Genomic DNA, 12,708 nt, shown 5'->3' on the forward strand with positions numbered 1-12,708 from the left:
GCTCACCCGCGTAATCTCCTGTTTCTCGCCTTGAAGAGCTGATCGGTTACGAAGCGCCGCACTTGTGCGGACTCTTCGAATTGCAGAGTCACCGCAAACGGCACGATCGCCTGCACCTTGGCCGGCAGGCCGTCCACACCGCGCAACCGCGCAATATCCTTTTCCGTCGTTACCAATGTCAGGGCGTCACGCCCGGCGTCCGCGATGAGCGCGTCGAGCTCGCTCTTCGTGAACGGATGGTGATCGGCGAAGGCGCGGCTCTGCACGACGGCGATGCCGCTCGCCTGTAGCGTATTGAAGAAGCGCGCGGGATCGCCGATGCCGGCGAAGGCCAGCACGCGTTTGCCGCGGAGCGCCGCGAGCGAGGTCTCATCGGGCCGCAGATGCGCCGCGAGCACCGGCTTGCCACTTGCCGCGATCTCGGCTGCGACCGTCTTCGCCGCCTCCCCGTCGCCGACCACGATCAGCGCGTCGGTGCGCGCAAGCTGGGACTTCAGCGGCGCGCGCAGCGGTCCCGCCGGAATGACTTCGCCGTTGCCGAGACCACGCGTGCCGTCGATCACGATCAGCGCGGCGTCCTTGGCGATGCTCGGATTCTGGAAGCCGTCATCCATCAGGATGACACTCGCCCCCTGCGCGCGCGCCAGCGCGACACCCGCGGCACGGTCGCGAGCGATCACGACCGGCAGTATGGCCGCCATCATCAGCGGCTCGTCGCCGACATCTGTGGCCGTGTGGCTATCGGGGTCGACCTTGACCGGCCCGCGCGAGCTGCCGCCATAACCACGGCTAAGCACCACCGGCACTTCATCAAGCTCGCGCAACAGCCTGGCCAGCGCGAGCACGGTCGGCGTTTTGCCGGCGCCGCCGACATGGTAGTTGCCGACGCAAAGCACCGGGATGCCGGCCTCCACTCCCGCGTGCCGCATGCGCCGCGCAGCAATTGCGCCATAGATGGCAGCGAGCGGTCTCAACAGATACGATTCCCAGGACGAAGGCCGGTGCCAGAAGGCCGGCTCACGCATTGGCGGCTCCCATCTCGAGCCGCAACTGCAACAGATAGGGCTCAAGTGCCGCAAGCGTGCGCTCCAGCGCGCCGCCTAGCTGTGCGACCACGCGTTCGGACGCCGCCAGCGACGCGTCGCGCGCCGCGGGGTCGGCGAGGAGGTGACCGAGTTGCTTGACCAGCGCTTCCTGGTTGTCGACGGCCCTGGCGCCGCCGGCACGGTCCAGTGCGTCGTACACGTCGGAGAAATTGAAGACGTGCGGGCCGTGCACGATCGCGGCGCCGAGCTTCACTGCCTCGATCGGATTCTGCCCACCATGCTCGACCAGCGAACCGCCCATGAAGACGATTGGCGCGAGCCGGTAGAACAGGCCGAGCTCGCCCATGGTGTCGGCGACATAGATGTCGGTGGTTGCGACCGGCAGGTCCTCATGCGACCGCAGGCCAGGGCGAAGGCCAGCCGACGTCACGAGCTGCGCAATCGCCTCGCCGCGCTCGGCGTGACGCGGCACGATTACCGTGAGCAGGCCTGGAAAGAAGCCTGCGAGCGTCTTGTGCACCTCGATCAGGATTTCCTCTTCGCCCGGATGGGTCGAGGCTGCGACCACCATCGCCCGTCCGCGCGTCACCGACATCAGTCGCTCGAGCTTGGCGGGATCCGCCGGCGGCGCCGCGACGTCGAGCTTGAGGTTGCCGGTCGTGATGACGTTGCGGCTGCCCAGCGCGGCGAAACGCTCGGCGTCGGTCTTCGACTGCGCGAGGCAGATGTCAAACCGGCCGAGCAGCGCGGAGATGGTGTTGGAAACGCGGCGCCAGCGCGGGAACGAGCGCGGCGACATCCGCCCATTGATCAGCACCATCGGCAGCCGCCGCGCCGCGCCCGCCAGGATCAGGTTCGGCCACAGATCGGACTCGATGAACAGCGCCAGCGACGGCCGCCAATGGTCGAGGAAGCGCGTGACGTAGCGCGGCGAGTCGTACGGCACATATTGATGGATCACGTCGGGTGGGAAGCGCTTTGCCACGATCGCGGCCGAGGTCACGGTGCCCGATGTCAGCAGGATGCGCAGATTCAGCGCGCGCAGCCGTTCGATCAGCGCCGCCGCGGCCAGCACCTCGCCGACGCTCGCGCCGTGGATCCAGACCAGTGGACCCTGCGGCCGGACGTCAGCGCTCACGCCACGCCGCTCGCCGACGCGTTCGGGATCTTCCTTGCCGAGCCTGAGCCTCCGCTTGATCACGACTGGCGCGAGCGGCACCATCGCGGACGACAATTTGCGGTAAACGCGCAACGTCATCGGGAGCGAGTTAGCCAAGCGCTGCCTCCGGTCGCCCAACGGCTGCATAGGCGCGCCGGGTCGCTTCGTTCAGGAGTGTCTCGACCTTCAGCCGAAGCGTCTCCATGGTCTGGGCGTCGGCGTCGGGCGGGACGTGAACCGGCTCAATACCTACCACCACGCCGCGCCCGAATGGCAGATTGATGGTGGTCGAATCCCAGTTTTTCAACCGGACAAATCGGCTGGTGACCATGGCAAAGGGCAGGATGGGCCGGCCGGTCTCCCGCGCCAGCATGATCGCCCCCATGCCCGCGACCCGCGCCCGCTTGGGAACGTCGGCGGTGGTCGCGACGTTCCAGCCCTCCTCCAGCGCCCGCACCATTTCCTTGAACGCTCCGACGCCGCCCTTGCGGTGGAACCCGCCGGAATGGTCACCGGAGCCGCGGATCGTGCCGACGCCGAGGCGCTCGGCGGCAATCGCGTTGAACTCGCCGTCACGATGGCGGGAGATCAGGACCTTGGCTCTGTAGCGATCTTTTTTCTTGATGAACGGCGTCAGGAAGTGCTGGCCGTGCCAGAACACTAAGATCGCGGGCATCATCGGCTCGACCTGCTCATAAATGTCGAGCGGATCGTAGCTGAAGCGGTTTGTCAGCCAGACCAGCCGCAGATACTCGGCCGCGAGCACGCCCAATGAGCGCTGCACGAAGCTGCTGCGCGACAAATCGCGAAATTGTCGTTTCAATGGGAGTGCTTTGTGTCCTGCTCCGGGTCGAGCAGCCGGTGGAGGTGAACGACGAAATAGCGCATATGGGCGTTGTCCACGGACTGCTGTGCCTTCGCCTTCCAGGCCGCATAAGCGGTCGCATAGTTCGGGAATACGCCGACCATATCGAGCTGGTCCAGGTTCTTGAAAACATTGTGCTCGAGATCGACCAACTCGCCGCCGAAGACGAGATGGAGAAGTTGCGGCTGGGCATGGTCTGGCATGGTTGCGTTTTCCTAACGGGATGCCCGGCAAGACAGTGTGGTCAGGGTCGTCGTGATCATGGTCGCCGAAAGTCTAGGTCGGATGTGCGGTGAGGATCGACGGGCTCTTACGGCAACGGACGGCTGCGAAAATGCTCCACAATACGCGCATGACGATCGCGTCCCGCTGCCACCAGCACCCCGTGCCCCACCTCCCGGCGATTATACTTGATCGCATCCCCCGAGAGCGCAGTCATCCTACCATCCGCCTCCTGTACGATCAAATTCGCGGCAGCGAGATCCCAGTCGTGGCTTTGCCCTCCCGCAAAGGCGACGTCAAGCTCGCCTTGCGCGACCCGGCACAGCCTGAGCGCCAGTGATCCGATCCGCGGATGCAGCGTGATCTCCTCCGCGGTGAGGGCAAGCCGCTGCACCAGCGGCTTCGGACCGGCCATGCGCGCGAAATCGAGATTGGTCCCTGAGGTTGCGTGCACGGCCAGATCGTTGCGGGTCGCGCCCTGCCCGCGTGCGGCGAAAAAGAATTCCTCGCTGGCAGGCGCATAGACCGCCGCAAGCACCGGCGAAGCCTCCTCAACCAGCGCCACGCTGACGCACCAGTCCTCGCGCCCGGCGAGATAGGCGCGCGTTCCGTCGATCGGATCGACGATCCAGGCCAGATGCTTGCCAAGCCGCGTCGCGTCATCGGCGCTTTCCTCCGACAACCAGCCGTAGTCGGGCGTCGCTGCACGTAGCCGCGCCTCGAGCAGGTCGTTGACCGCGATGTCGGCTTCGGAGACCGGCGACGAAGCGCCCTTGATCCAGTTCTTCAGCTCGGTGCGGAACAGCGACAGCGCAAGCTGCCCCGCCTCGCGCACGCTCCTGATCAGCAACGCGGCCTCACGCGCCCTGGTCCAGCCGTCCGTTTCAACGTCCGCCAAGCGTCAGGCCCTCGATGCGCAGCGTCGGCGCATTGACGCCGTAGCGGAACTCCAGATCATTGGCCGGCACCAGCGACTTGAACATCTGCAAGAGATGGCCCGCGATGGTCACCTCGCTGACGGGATAGGTGATCTCGCCGTTCTCGATCCAAAAGCCCGACGCGCCGCGGCTGTAGTCGCCGGTCACGCCATTGACGCCGGACCCGATCAGGTCGGTGACATAGAATCCCTGCCTGATGTCCGAAATCAGCTCCTTCGGCGTCATGGTGCCGGGCTCGAGATGCAAATTGTATGATCCCGGCGACGGCGAGGATGACACGCCGCGCTGCGCGTGTCCGGTCGTGATCATGCCGAGCTCGCGCCCGGTCGCGGAATCCAATAGCCATGTCGTGAGCACGCCCGCGTCGATCAGCGCGATCCTCTTCACCTTGACGCCCTCGGCGTCGAAAGTCTGCGAGCGCAGTCCGCGCACCCGCAAGGGATCGTCGATGATGCGGATAGCTTTCGAGAACAGTTGCTCGCCGAGCCGATCCTTCAGGAAGCTCGTCTTGCGCGCAATCGAGGCGCCGTTGATGGCGCCGACGAGATGGCCGATCATCGATCCCGCGACACGCGGATCGTAAACCACCGGCACCTTGCAGGTTTCGACCTTGCGCGGATTGGCACGCGCCACCGCGCGCTCGCCAGCCCTGCGCCCGACGAGCGCAGGTGAATCGAGATCGGAGGCATGCGGCGCGCTGGTGAAATCATAGTCGCGCTCCATGCCTGTTCCCTCGCCGGAGATCGCGGTCGTCGAGATGCCCTGGCTGGAGCGCAAATAGGAGCCATGGAATCCGGTCGATGTGACCAGCACCATGCCGCCTATTCCGGTCGAGGCCGATGCACCGCCTGACTTCTTGACGCCCTTCACCGCGAGCGCCGCGGCCTCGGCCTCCATCGCGCGCTGCTCGAGTTCGGCGGTCGTAGGGACCTTGCGGTCGAGCAGATCGAGATCGGCAAAATCGCGCGCATACAGCGTAGGATCGGCAAGCCCGACATATTTGTCGTCGGGCGCGACACGCGCCATCGCGACTGCGCGCTCCGCAAGCTTCGCGACCCCGTCGCCGCTGATGTCGTTGGTCGACACTACAGCCTGGCGCTGGCCGACAAACACGCGCAAGCCGACATCGTCACCTTCCGACCGCTCGGTTTCCTCGACGCGCCCGTCGCGCACCTCGACGCCTTGTGACACGCCGCGCACCGCGACCGCATCGGCCGCATCGGCGCCGGCCCGCTTCGCGGCTTCGACCAGGCGCTGGGCGAGCGTGCTCAACGCGGATTGATCGAAAAGATCGGAAGTATCGTGTCGAGCCGACGAAATTGCAGATGGTGAAGAGTTCACGAACGAATTCCCGCGGTTTTGACCAGGTCGGAACCGGATTTGTAGATCAACCAGATGTGCCGGATTCACAGGGATTTCAAGCTTCTTGCACCGGGCAAAGCAAAGATTCTCGGTTTCCGGGCAAGGCTTCGTCAATCATGCAAGCCAAGGTCTTGTCAATCATGACTGCAGAACGAGCTTCGGTGACGTCAGGTTAACCAGCCTTTTTAAGCCGAAACGGAAGGAGCTCGGCTAGGCTCTCACCCATCGACCGGGGACATAATTCCGGCGGGGAGATAAAGCCGTGAGGCGTCAAACACCAACAAGCGGGATCAATCCCGCCGGGTCGAGCCGTGCGCAGCGGCTCGACCCTCTTTCCCTTCCGCTCAGCTTCCATGCGCAGGATACGCGCGCCGATGGCGGCGTGCGGCAAGTCGAGCTTCATCGCGAACGCGTCGTGCTGCGCCGTGCCGTCAAGGGCATGCGGATGGCCGTCAATCTTCGCGTCAGCGATTTCCTCGGTGTCGCCGTCCGCGGCATCGACGATGCGCAGATGCTGGTGCTGGTCCATCGCGACCCTTCGCTCACCATTCCGCTCGGCACCAGTTCCGATGCCGACGAGATCGCTTCCGCCTGGCAGATGTGGAGTGAGATCTTCCACCTGCCGCAACTGACCGAGGACGCGCCGCGCGATCCGGCCGCCCGCCGTCGCCGCCGCAATGCGATCCGCGCCCGCCGCCCGAAATTTCTGGTCCGTCGCCGCGCCGGGTTTCAACTCAACCGGACACGCGTGCATCGTGGCGAGCGCGAGATCATCGCCCGGAATTGACGAGGCACTGTTCACTCGTCATAGCGGGCGAAGCGACACGATCCGTGCTTCGGCGGACACGTCGTCACCACCGCTTCTCGCAGTGACGGGTGAGAGTCCGATCAACATTTCAAACAACCTGATTGCAGTGTCATCATCCGCCAAGGCGTGGATATGCGCTCGCCTTCTCGCGGCATGATTTGTCCGAGCTTTGCGTCTCGTTCCGCCCGCAGAAAGTTGAGGGCGCAGGGAAAGCCGGGTGCCGATCGCACCCATGGGTCCCGTGCAACAAAAAGCACGGGGGTAGGACCACAGGTGTAACCGGAATCAACCCGGCTTTCCCTGCGCGATGGTTTTACGGTGTCCTTCGTGATCTTCCCGGTGAGACCAGCTTTGTTGTCACCGTCGCCCGCAGCGGCTTGCCGCTCGCGAACTTGACACCTGCATCGGGGCGTCAGAACCACACGACTTCGCCGTCCGCCTTGGCACGTTCGCCTCGTGTGCCGCAGCGTCCACCGCATCTCTACCCAACACTCGTGACGATGGCGAAGCGCCCCTCAATCGGGTGAGACGGGCGGGATTGAACACCTGATTTGGGTCAAACACGAAGCACTATATTTTTCACGCGCGAACTTGCCTCGTCGGGCAAATCAGTGATCGGCTTTTCAGTCGCAAGGTGCGTTGCGTAGGGTGGGTTAGCGACGCGTAACCCACCATCTTCATTGTGCACCAAAATGGTGGGTTACGCTTCGCTAACCCACCCTACACAAGATCAACGCAGCGCCGCATCCACCAGCAAGCCGGCAAACAACAATAGGCCCGCGTCGCGGTTGGACTTGAAGACGCGCAGGCAGAGCACGGAATCTGCGATATCGAGCCGCCTGATCTGCCAGACGAGATGAATTGCGAAGGCGGCCAGCCCGAGCCAGCCCGGCCACCGCACGCCGGCGAGCGCCAGCGCGACACCGATCAGCACGGTCGCGAGGGCGTAGAACACCGCGAGCGCGCGATGCGTGCGCGCACCGAACAGGCGCGCGGTGGATTTAACGCCGATCAGCGCGTCGTCCTCGGCGTCCTGATGGGCGTAGATCGTGTCATAGCCGATCACCCAGGCGATCGCGCCGGCATAGAGGACGAGCGCGGTGAGGTCGATCCGCCCGAGCATCACCGCAAATCCCATCAGCGCGCCCCAGGAAAAAGCGAGGCCCAACACGACCTGCGGCCACCAGGTGATGCGCTTCATGAACGGATAGATCGCGACGATCAGAAGCGAGGCGATGCCGGTCGCGACCGCGAAGCGGTTGAACTGCAAGAGCACAGCAAGCCCGACCAGCGCCAGCAGCACCATGAAGGCCAGCGCCCGAGGAACCGTCACCTGCCCCGCCGGAATCGGCCGCGACCGCGTCCGCTCGACCATGGCGTCGAGATCGCGATCGGTGATGTCGTTCCAGGTGCAGCCTGCGCCGCGCATCGCAAAGGCGCCGATGAAGAACAGCAGGATGACTGATGGCAACGACCTCACGTCATGCGCGATGCCGGCGGCGAGCGCGGCCGACCACCAGCACGGCATCAACAATAGCCACGACCCGATCGGACGATCAAAGCGCGCGAGCCTGAGGTAAGGCCGCGACCATGACGGAGCGTGCGTATCGACCCAGTTGCCCGTGGCGTCGGCAACGCGGGCGGTGACGTCGCTCATCGGCGATCGATCATCGGGTGAGAACGTTGCCGTTCAGCGTATCGAAGGTGCTGCCGCCCTTCTTGGTCGGGGTCGCTTCCGGTGCGGCGGCGGAGCCCAGCACGTCGCTGAACGTCGGACCGGCCGGACCGCGCGCCTGCGCCTGCTGCGCGATGTTGCAGACCTTCTTCAGGAGAGCTTCGGTGTTCTTGTGGCCGGTCTTGAGCTGGTCGCCGATCTGCGGCGGAATTCCGCATTTGGCCGCGTTGGTCTCGACATATTTGATCATCTTGACTTCGGCCTGGCCGTAATTGCCGATCAGCTTGCAGGCCTCGTCCGGCGAGGCGTGCCGATCGCTCGCGGCCTTGATCAGCTTGCCGCGCCGTTCAGCCTCCTCGCGCAGTGGAACGAAGTTCTTCATGCAGGCTTCGGAGGCGCCTGATGTCGCAGGGGCCGGCGCCGGCGAGAATCCACCCGAAATCGGCCCCGCACCGCCGCCGGGAAACGCCGATGGCGCGCTGACAGTCGCCGAGGGCGCCGCGCCATTGACCGGCGGGAAGGGCGATGCACTGTTGACCGGCGGAAACGGCGACGCGCCGTTGGCGGGCGCAGCGGCCTGATTGGGCAGCGGGGCGGGAAAGGCGCTCTGGGCGGCGGCCTGCCCCGCGGAAAGGGCGGTCGCGGCAAGGGTCAGCACGATCAGGCGGCGGATTCTCAAGAGTTTTTCTCCGGCAAAGATGCAGGCAACCCCGACGCATCAAACGAAGCAAACAATGTCGAGGGGCTTTTTACGATTCCTGCAAAGCCTTAACAACCCGTGGATTTGGGCGACAGCGCGGCGCAAGCGCACACCGCCCACATTAAATTGTTCCCTGATTCTAAACCTTTAGGCTAAATGCGGCGGTAAAAGCGGACCATCACTTATGCCTGAATTCGACTTTCGCGCGCCGCGACTGTTCGTCGACGTGCCCTTGGGCGTCGGCCAGACGGTCGAGCTCGACCGGAACCAGAGCAACTATCTCGGCAACGTGCTCCGGCTTGCGGCGGGCGACACGGTATTGGCGTTCAACGGGCGTGACGGCGAGTGGCGCGCGCAGATTTCCGGCCGCAAGCGGGCCGACACGCTGACGATTTCGGCACAGACCCGCGCGCAGGACCGCCTGCCCGACATCGCCTATGTGTTTGCCCCGCTGAAGCACGCCAGGCTCGACTACATGGTGCAAAAGGCGGTGGAGATGGGCGCAGCGCGGCTCCAGCCGGTGCTGACGCGCTACACCCAGGTGTCGCGGGTCAATGGCGATCGGATGCGCGGCAACGTCATCGAGGCGGCCGAGCAATGCGGCATCATCTCGCTCGCCGAGGTGGCCGAACCTGTCACCTTAGAGCGCTTCCTGAGCCAGCGCGCGCCTGAGCGCCTGCTGGTGTTCTGCGACGAGGCCGCCGAGGTCGCCGATCCCGTGCAGGCGCTGCAGGCAGCAAAGGTGGCCAATGCGGGAATCGACGTCCTGATCGGGCCGGAAGGCGGATTCGCCGAGGAGGAGCGCGCACTGCTCCTGCACCAGCCGACCATCCTCCGGCTCGCGTTGGGGCCGCGTATCCTGCGGGCCGACACCGCGGGCGTGGCGGCGCTCGCACTCGTGCAGGCGGCGCTGGGCGATTGGGGGCGGCTGGGATGAAGCGCCAGCGCGTCCTGCGGGGCCGATCACGCCGCGCTTTCACTCGGAGGATAGGTCCACTTCTCCCAGGTCGCGCGCAGCGTCGACGACCCGCATGACACGCACGCCGTTCGCCGTGATCTCATAGAGCGCCAGCCACCGCGCAATCACCAGCATGCGCCCAGTCGCCGCAATATCGCGCCGGGGCGGCCTCGACTCCGGAAATTCCGCCAACTGGCGGCACCGCGCTTCAATGCGATCAATCCAATGGTCGGCAGCCGCCGGACCTTTGTCAGTCGCGATGTGAGACCAGATTTCCAGCAGATCGTGTTCCGCGAGCCGGGAAAGGCGAACTTCTCCCAACTTACTTGCCCGTTACTTGCCCGATGTCTTCAACAGAGCGCGCCCTTGCGCCTTGATGCTCGCAAAATCAACCGGACCAGCATCCCCGCTCGCCTGTCCCGCCGCCCAGGCATGACGGAGGAAAGCCAACCGCGCTTCTTCGGTCAGCTCCATAATTCGCAACGCTTCGCGCACCACTTCACTTGCGGAAGTGTAACGGCCGCTCGCAACCTTGGCTTTGACGAATTCGCTCAGTTCCTCAGTCAGCGAGACATTCATGTTCATAGCGGTATCCCTCACGCCTCATCATGGGCGTGACCACAAACTTTGGCAATATTTGCCATTAGGGAGCGGATGGGCATGTTGCGGCTAGCCAAGCCATCGTAAAATCGTTAACGCACCCAAACATTAAGCCACTTGGCCGATCCCTGTCGAAACCCCGGTCCGGCCGTGGTAAGCGCTGCGCCAATAAGAGCTTGGAACCCCGTTTTGGAACTCGCCCTGGAACCCGATTCCCGGGCGAATTGGACGTCGAGATGACCGGACCTGACGCTATCAGCACCAATGGATCCGCCACGTGGGCGGATGCGCTGCTGTTGTCGTTCGCCCAGGCCGGCTACCTCAGGGCCGAACCCGCAATCCTCCAGCCGGCCGAGCCGTTCCTCGATCTCTCCGGCGAGGACATCCGCAAGAGCCTTTACCTGACGACCGACCCGAGCGGCGAGGAACTCTGCCTGCGCCCGGACCTGACGATTCCGGTGGCGCGCGACTACCTCGCCTCCCCCCGCGCGGGCGAGCCGGCAGGCTTCAGCTATCTCGGGGCGGTGTTCCGCTATCGCGGCGGCGCTCCCAGCGAGTTCCTGCAGGCCGGCATCGAATCCTTCGGCCGGCAGGACCGCGCTGCGGCGGATGCCGAGATGCTGGCGCTCGCGCTGGCGGCGACCACCGCGTTCGGGGTGAGCGATGTCGAGATCCGCACCGGCGACGTCGCGCTGTTCAACGCGCTGATCGATGCGCTCGGTCTCTACCCGGTGTGGCGGCGGCGCTTGATCAAGGACTTCAACCGCAAGCTCTCGCTCACCGAGGACATCGAGCGTTTGACGCTTTCAACCGCGCCCGGCCGCAATGAATATGAGGGCGTGCTGGCCGCGCTCGCGGGGTCGGACCGCAAGGCGGCGCTCGCGCTCGTCACCGACCTGATGTCGATCGCCGGCACGACCAATGTCGGCGGACGCACCGTCGCCGAGATCGCCGACCGCTTCCTCGAGCAATCGACCCTGAAGGCGGGCGCGCTGCCGCGCGATGCCGTCACCATCATCAAGCGCTTCCTGGCGATCTCGGGCGATCCTGACGACGCGGTCTTGCAACTGCGCGCGCTCGCGGACGACGCCGAACTCGACCTCACTGCGGCGATCGACCAGCTCGAAAGCCGCGTCGGCTTCATGGCTGCGCGCGGCATCGATCCCCGCCGGACGCGGTTCTCGACCTCGTTCGGCCGCGGCCTCGACTATTACACCGGCTTCGAGTTCGAGTTGCACGCCAAAGGCAACGGCGCCGAGCCGCTGGTCGCCGGCGGCCGCTACGATGGATTGATGACGCAGCTCGGCTCGGCCAACCCGATCCCCGCGGTCGGCTTCTCGGTCTGGATCGAAACCCTGACGCAACTCGGCAAGCCCGCAGCGAAGGGAGGCGCAGCATGAGCCCACCCTTCGTCGTGGCGGTCCCTTCAAAAGGCCGCCTGCAGGAGAACGCCGAGGCGTTCTTTGCGCGTGCCGGGCTGGCACTGGCGAAGCCCGGTGGCGCGCGCGATTATCGCGGCACCATCGCCGGCCTCGACAATGTCGAGATCGCCTATCTCTCGGCGAGCGAGATCGCGGCCAACCTCGCGCGCGGTGCGGTGCACCTTGGCGTCACCGGCGAGGACCTCGTGCGCGAGAGCATCGCGGATGCCGACAAGCGCGTGCTGTTGATCGAGGGCCTCGGCTTCGGCAGCGCCAATGTCGTGGTCGCGGTGCCGCAGGCCTGGATCGACGTCCGCACCATGGCCGATCTCGACGACGTTGCCTCCGGCTTCCGGGAGCAGCACAACCATCGCATGCGGGTCGCGACCAAGTACATCAACCTGACGCGGAGCTTCTTCGCAAGACACGGCGTGAGCGACTATCGCATCGTCGAAAGCGCCGGCGCGACCGAGGGCGCGCCCGCGGCCGGCGCCGCCGAGCTGATCGTCGACATCACCACGACCGGCGCGACGCTCGCCGCCAACGGGCTGAAGGTGCTGGAAGACGGCGTGATCCTGCGCAGCCAGGCCAATCTCGTCGCCTCGAAGGATGCCGATTGGTCGAACGGGGCGCGCGAGACCGCGCGCGTCATCCTCGACCATATTGCGGCGCGCGCCCGCGCCGCCAAGCACCGCGAGGTCCGTACCCGTTTCGCCGGATGCAACGACGCGCTGTTGTCGGAGGCGCACAACCGCTTCGGCGTGGTCGCGCCGTTCGGCGGGCCGACCTCATCGGGCATGCTCACGCTGCACTGCCCGCCCGGCAAGCTCTACGCGCTCGGCAGCTTCCTGCGTGACCACGGCGCCGACACGGTTTCGGTAGTGTCGCTCGACTATGTGTTCGACCGCGAGAACCCGCTGTTCGCCAAACTCGAGGCATTCCTGCGGCAATGAG

The 12,708-nt window shown here is 65.3% G+C and carries 14 protein-coding genes; 4 read left to right on the forward strand and 10 right to left on the reverse strand.

Annotated features, from left to right (window positions below; translation table 11 throughout):
- Positions 1 to 2: 2 nt before the first annotated feature.
- The 6 genes from lpxK to JQ553_RS26850 all read right to left on the reverse strand — a co-directional run bounded on the left by lpxK (position 3) and on the right by JQ553_RS26850 (position 5,571).
- Positions 3 to 1,025, reverse strand: coding sequence for a tetraacyldisaccharide 4'-kinase (lpxK, locus tag JQ553_RS26825; RefSeq protein ID WP_212503047.1), 1,023 nt, complete (start codon positions 1,023 to 1,025; stop codon positions 3 to 5).
- Positions 1,018 to 2,352, reverse strand: coding sequence for a 3-deoxy-D-manno-octulosonic acid transferase (locus tag JQ553_RS26830; RefSeq protein WP_212503048.1), 1,335 nt, complete (start codon positions 2,350 to 2,352; stop codon positions 1,018 to 1,020). The genes lpxK and JQ553_RS26830 overlap by 8 nt, the downstream gene beginning before the upstream one ends.
- The gene (locus JQ553_RS26835) at positions 2,315 to 3,028 is read right to left on the reverse strand and encodes a lysophospholipid acyltransferase family protein (RefSeq protein WP_212503049.1); all 714 of its coding nucleotides are present in this window, start codon (positions 3,026 to 3,028) and stop codon (positions 2,315 to 2,317) included. Before JQ553_RS26835 ends, JQ553_RS26830 begins: the two co-directional genes overlap by 38 nt.
- Entirely contained in the window at positions 3,025 to 3,273 is a 249-nt protein-coding gene (locus tag JQ553_RS26840) for a DUF4170 domain-containing protein (RefSeq protein WP_212503050.1), read from the reverse strand. The genes JQ553_RS26835 and JQ553_RS26840 overlap by 4 nt, the downstream gene beginning before the upstream one ends.
- Positions 3,274 to 3,380: 107 nt before the next feature.
- A complete protein-coding gene (locus JQ553_RS26845) occupies positions 3,381 to 4,190 on the reverse strand; it encodes a 3'(2'),5'-bisphosphate nucleotidase CysQ (protein ID WP_212503051.1) in 810 nt (269 codons plus the stop codon).
- Positions 4,177 to 5,571: a TldD/PmbA family protein gene (locus tag JQ553_RS26850; RefSeq protein ID WP_212503052.1), complete on the reverse strand. Its 1,395-nt coding sequence runs from the start codon at positions 5,569 to 5,571 to the stop codon at positions 4,177 to 4,179. Before JQ553_RS26850 ends, JQ553_RS26845 begins: the two co-directional genes overlap by 14 nt.
- Positions 5,572 to 5,854: 283 nt before the next feature.
- Between JQ553_RS26850 and JQ553_RS26855 the strand changes: the two genes are divergently transcribed.
- Positions 5,855 to 6,379 (forward strand): DUF6101 family protein, encoded by a 525-nt coding sequence (locus JQ553_RS26855; RefSeq protein ID WP_212503053.1) that lies wholly within the window; start codon positions 5,855 to 5,857, stop codon positions 6,377 to 6,379.
- A 751-nt stretch (positions 6,380 to 7,130) separates the two neighbouring features.
- On the opposite strand, the gene ubiA is transcribed toward JQ553_RS26855, so the two are convergent.
- Together ubiA and JQ553_RS26865 are read right to left on the reverse strand one after the other, a co-directional pair.
- Positions 7,131 to 8,057, reverse strand: a complete 927-nt coding sequence (ubiA, locus tag JQ553_RS26860) for a 4-hydroxybenzoate octaprenyltransferase (RefSeq protein WP_212503054.1) — start codon at positions 8,055 to 8,057, stop codon at positions 7,131 to 7,133.
- Between the two features lie 10 nt (positions 8,058 to 8,067).
- Positions 8,068 to 8,754: a hypothetical protein gene (locus JQ553_RS26865; RefSeq protein WP_212503055.1), complete on the reverse strand. Its 687-nt coding sequence runs from the start codon at positions 8,752 to 8,754 to the stop codon at positions 8,068 to 8,070.
- 205 nt (positions 8,755 to 8,959) lie between these two features.
- Between JQ553_RS26865 and JQ553_RS26870 the strand changes: the two genes are divergently transcribed.
- Positions 8,960 to 9,712, forward strand: a complete 753-nt coding sequence (locus JQ553_RS26870; RefSeq protein WP_212503056.1) for a 16S rRNA (uracil(1498)-N(3))-methyltransferase — start codon at positions 8,960 to 8,962, stop codon at positions 9,710 to 9,712.
- A gap of 39 nt (positions 9,713 to 9,751) precedes the next feature.
- Here JQ553_RS26870 and JQ553_RS26875 read toward each other — a convergent pair whose 3' ends face one another.
- Complete coding sequence (locus tag JQ553_RS26875; RefSeq protein WP_212503057.1) at positions 9,752 to 10,054, reverse strand: type II toxin-antitoxin system RelE/ParE family toxin; 303 nt, start codon at positions 10,052 to 10,054, stop codon at positions 9,752 to 9,754.
- A gap of 12 nt (positions 10,055 to 10,066) precedes the next feature.
- Complete coding sequence (locus JQ553_RS26880) at positions 10,067 to 10,318, reverse strand: type II toxin-antitoxin system ParD family antitoxin (protein WP_212503058.1); 252 nt, start codon at positions 10,316 to 10,318, stop codon at positions 10,067 to 10,069.
- 251 nt (positions 10,319 to 10,569) lie between these two features.
- Between JQ553_RS26880 and JQ553_RS26885 the strand changes: the two genes are divergently transcribed.
- Positions 10,570 to 11,733, forward strand: a complete 1,164-nt coding sequence (locus JQ553_RS26885) for an ATP phosphoribosyltransferase regulatory subunit (RefSeq protein WP_212503059.1) — start codon at positions 10,570 to 10,572, stop codon at positions 11,731 to 11,733.
- The gene (gene hisG, locus JQ553_RS26890) at positions 11,730 to 12,707 is read left to right on the forward strand and encodes an ATP phosphoribosyltransferase (protein WP_212503060.1); all 978 of its coding nucleotides are present in this window, start codon (positions 11,730 to 11,732) and stop codon (positions 12,705 to 12,707) included. Before JQ553_RS26885 ends, hisG begins: the two co-directional genes overlap by 4 nt.
- The last annotated feature ends 1 nt before the right edge of the window (position 12,708 follow it).

The organism is Bradyrhizobium lablabi, assembly GCF_018131005.1.
Taxonomy (GTDB): domain Bacteria; phylum Pseudomonadota; class Alphaproteobacteria; order Rhizobiales; family Xanthobacteraceae; genus Bradyrhizobium; species Bradyrhizobium lablabi_D.

What these genes read in the sequence shown, in the direction of transcription:
- JQ553_RS26885 (WP_212503059.1), top strand. Translation starts at nt 10,570, where the DNA reads ATGACCGGACCTGACGCTATCAGCACCAATGGATCCGCCACGTGGGCG.
- JQ553_RS26840 (WP_212503050.1), bottom strand. Translation starts at nt 3,273, where the DNA reads ATGCCAGACCATGCCCAGCCGCAACTTCTCCATCTCGTCTTCGGCGGC.
- lpxK (WP_212503047.1), bottom strand. Translation starts at nt 1,025, where the DNA reads ATGCGTGAGCCGGCCTTCTGGCACCGGCCTTCGTCCTGGGAATCGTAT.
- JQ553_RS26830 (WP_212503048.1), bottom strand. Translation starts at nt 2,352, where the DNA reads ATGCAGCCGTTGGGCGACCGGAGGCAGCGCTTGGCTAACTCGCTCCCG.
- ubiA (WP_212503054.1), bottom strand. Translation starts at nt 8,057, where the DNA reads ATGAGCGACGTCACCGCCCGCGTTGCCGACGCCACGGGCAACTGGGTC.
- hisG (WP_212503060.1), top strand. Translation starts at nt 11,730, where the DNA reads ATGAGCCCACCCTTCGTCGTGGCGGTCCCTTCAAAAGGCCGCCTGCAG.
- JQ553_RS26880 (WP_212503058.1), bottom strand. Translation starts at nt 10,318, where the DNA reads ATGAACATGAATGTCTCGCTGACTGAGGAACTGAGCGAATTCGTCAAA.
- JQ553_RS26870 (WP_212503056.1), top strand. Translation starts at nt 8,960, where the DNA reads ATGCCTGAATTCGACTTTCGCGCGCCGCGACTGTTCGTCGACGTGCCC.